Source organism: Mycobacterium sp. NGS11 (assembly GCF_059813315.1).
The window spans coordinates 1-2791 of record NZ_JCALEJ010000058.1; the positions used below are offsets into that span (position 1 = coordinate 1).

Genomic DNA, 2791 nt, shown 5'->3' on the forward strand with positions numbered 1-2791 from the left:
GGTGCCGGCGGCGCGAGCAGAGTTCATCCTTGGTGACGCCGCCCCCGTTGCCGCCGTCACCACCAGCGAATTGCTCGACCGGCTGGATGGGCGTGACCTCGTGCTCATCGACGTCAACGATCCCAGCATCAGTGCGCAACCCAGCGCTGCCTTACCGGAGCAGCCGGCCGATGATGTCGCGTATTTGATCTACACCTCGGGCACTACCGGCGTCCCCAAGGGCGTGGCGATAACCCACCGCAACGTGATCGAGTTGTTGACCTCGATGGAGCACCGGCTGGAGTTGTCCGGGCAGGTGTGGTCGCAGTGGCATTCGTTGGCCTTTGACGTCTCGGTGTGTGAGATCTGGGGTGCGCTGCTGCATGGTGGGCGGCTGGTGGTGGTGCCGGAGTCGGTGGCGCGTTCGCCGGAGGATTTCCACGCGTTGCTGGTCGCCGAGCAGGTCAGTGTGTTGAGTCAGACGCCCTCGGCGTTTTACGCACTGCAGACCGCCGACGCGCTCGCCCCCGAAATCGCAGACCACCTCAACCTCTCCACCGTGATATTCGCCGGTGAAGCGCTCGAGCCCCAGCGTCTGGCAACCTGGCTGGACAATCACCCGGTTTCGCCGCGATTGATCAATATGTATGGCACGACCGAGACGACGGTGCACGCCTCGTTCAGGGAGATCGTCAGCAGCGACGTCGAGCGAAACGCCAGCCCGATCGGCGTGCCGCTGGCCCACCTCGGATTCTTTGTGCTGGACAGCTGGTTGCGCCCGGTACCCGCCGGCGTGGCCGGTGACCTGTACGTCGCCGGTTCGGGGGCGGGGTATGGCTACGTGGGCCGCGCGGGTTTGACGGCGTCGCGATTCGTGGCGTGCCCGTTCGGTGGGACCTCGGCGCGGATGTATCGCACCGGGGACGTCGTGTCGTGGGACGCTGACGGGGAGCTGCAGTACTTCGGACGTTCCGATGACCAGGTCAAAATCCGCGGCTACCGCATCGAGCTCGGTGAGGTCCAAGCGGCACTGGCCGCGCTGGACGAGGTGCAGCAGGCGGTGGTGATCGCACGCGAGGACATCCCCGGCGACAAGCGCCTGGTCGGTTACGTCACCGGGACCGCCGAACCGGCCGCGCTGCGCACGGCCCTGGCCGAGCGGCTCCCGGCGTACATGGTCCCCGCCGCGATAGTGCCGATCGACGCCTTGCCCCTCACAGTCAACGGCAAACTCGATAAACGGGCCCTCCCGGTGCCGGAGTACCAGGATGTTGTCGGTTATCGCGCTCCATCCACGGCGATCGAGGAGATCGTCGCTGGTGTCTACGCCCAGGTGCTGGGACTGCAGCGCGTCGGCGTCGACGAGTCGTTCTTCGATCTGGGTGGCGATTCCCTGTCGGCGATGCGAGTCATCGCGGCGATCAACAGATCGTTCGACGCCAGCGTTCCGGTCCGTGCTCTGTTCGAGGCGCCAACCGTCACCGAGTTGGTTCCCCGTATCGGTGCCGGCGAGGGTGGGCTGGAGCCGTTGGTGGCCCTCGAGCGGCCGGCGGTGGTTCCGCTGTCGTTTGCCCAGAGCCGGTTGTGGTTCATCAATCAATTACAGGGATCTTCAGCCGTTTACAACATGGCGGTGGCGCTGCGGCTGAGTGGTCGCCTCGACGCCGACGCGTTGGGCGAGGCGCTGTCTGACGTGGTGGGCCGCCATGAGAGCCTGCGCACACTGTTTCTCGCGACCGACGGCGTGCCCCAGCAGTTGGTGGTGGCACCCAAGCAGGACTTCGGTTGGCAGGTCATTGACGCTGCCGGCTGGCCGGACGACCGGCTCGAGGAGGCCGTCGGCGTCGCGGCGCGCTACCCGTTTGACTTGGCGACCGAGATTCCCTTCCGGGCAGGGCTATTCCGTGTCGCCGAGGATGATCATGTGCTGGTGGCGGTGGTGCACCACATCGCGGCCGACGGGGTCTCGGTGAGCCCGCTGGTCCGGGATCTGGCCGTGGCTTACGCCAGCCGATCTGTCGGGCAGGCCCCGGATCTCGCGCCGTTGCCGGTGCAGTACGTCGATTACACGTTGTGGCAGCGCGCGCAGTTCGGTGATCTGGACGACAGCGCCAGCCGGATCGGTGCACAGCTGGCCTACTGGGAAGACGCGCTGGCCGGAATGCCCGAGCGGCTGCAGTTGCCCACTGATCGGCCCTATCCGCCGGTTGCCGATTACCGCAGTGCCAGCGTGGTGGTGGACTGGCCGGCCGAAGTGCAGCAGCGGGTCCGCGAAATGGCGGCAGAGCACAACGCGACCGGTTTCATGGTGATGCAGGCGGCCCTCGCGGTGTTGCTGTCGACGATTAGCGGCAGCGCGGATGTGGCAGTCGGGTTCCCGATCGCGGGGCGCCGCGACCCTGCGCTGGACGAGTTGGTGGGTTTCTTCGTCAACACGCTGGTGTTGCGGGTGGATGTAGCGGGGGAACTGACCGCCGCCGAGTTGCTGGCTCAGGTGCGTCAGCGCAGTCTGGCGGCGTATGAGCATCAAGATGTGCCCTTTGAGGTGCTGGTCGAGCGGCTCAATCCCACCCGCTCGCTGAACCACCACCCCCTGGTTCAGGTGCTGTTGGCCTGGCAAAACTGGCAGACCAACGATCCCGCCGCCGGACTGGCGTTGGGTGACCTGCAGATCTCCTCGCTGCCAGTCGGTGCGCACACCGGCGGCATGGACCTGGTCTTGTCGCTGGCCGAGCGCTGGACTGATGCCGGCGTTCCCGCCGGAATCAGCGGGAACGTGGAGTTTCGCACCGACGTGTTCGACGCCCGCAGC

Annotated in this window: 1 protein-coding gene; it reads left to right on the forward strand. The window is 66.4% G+C overall.

Annotated elements, in window-relative coordinates; all coding sequences use genetic code 11:
• Positions 1 to 2791, forward strand: a 2791-nt coding sequence (locus AC5Y4T_RS26045) for an amino acid adenylation domain-containing protein (protein WP_499956130.1), incomplete at both ends; no start/stop codon positions are given.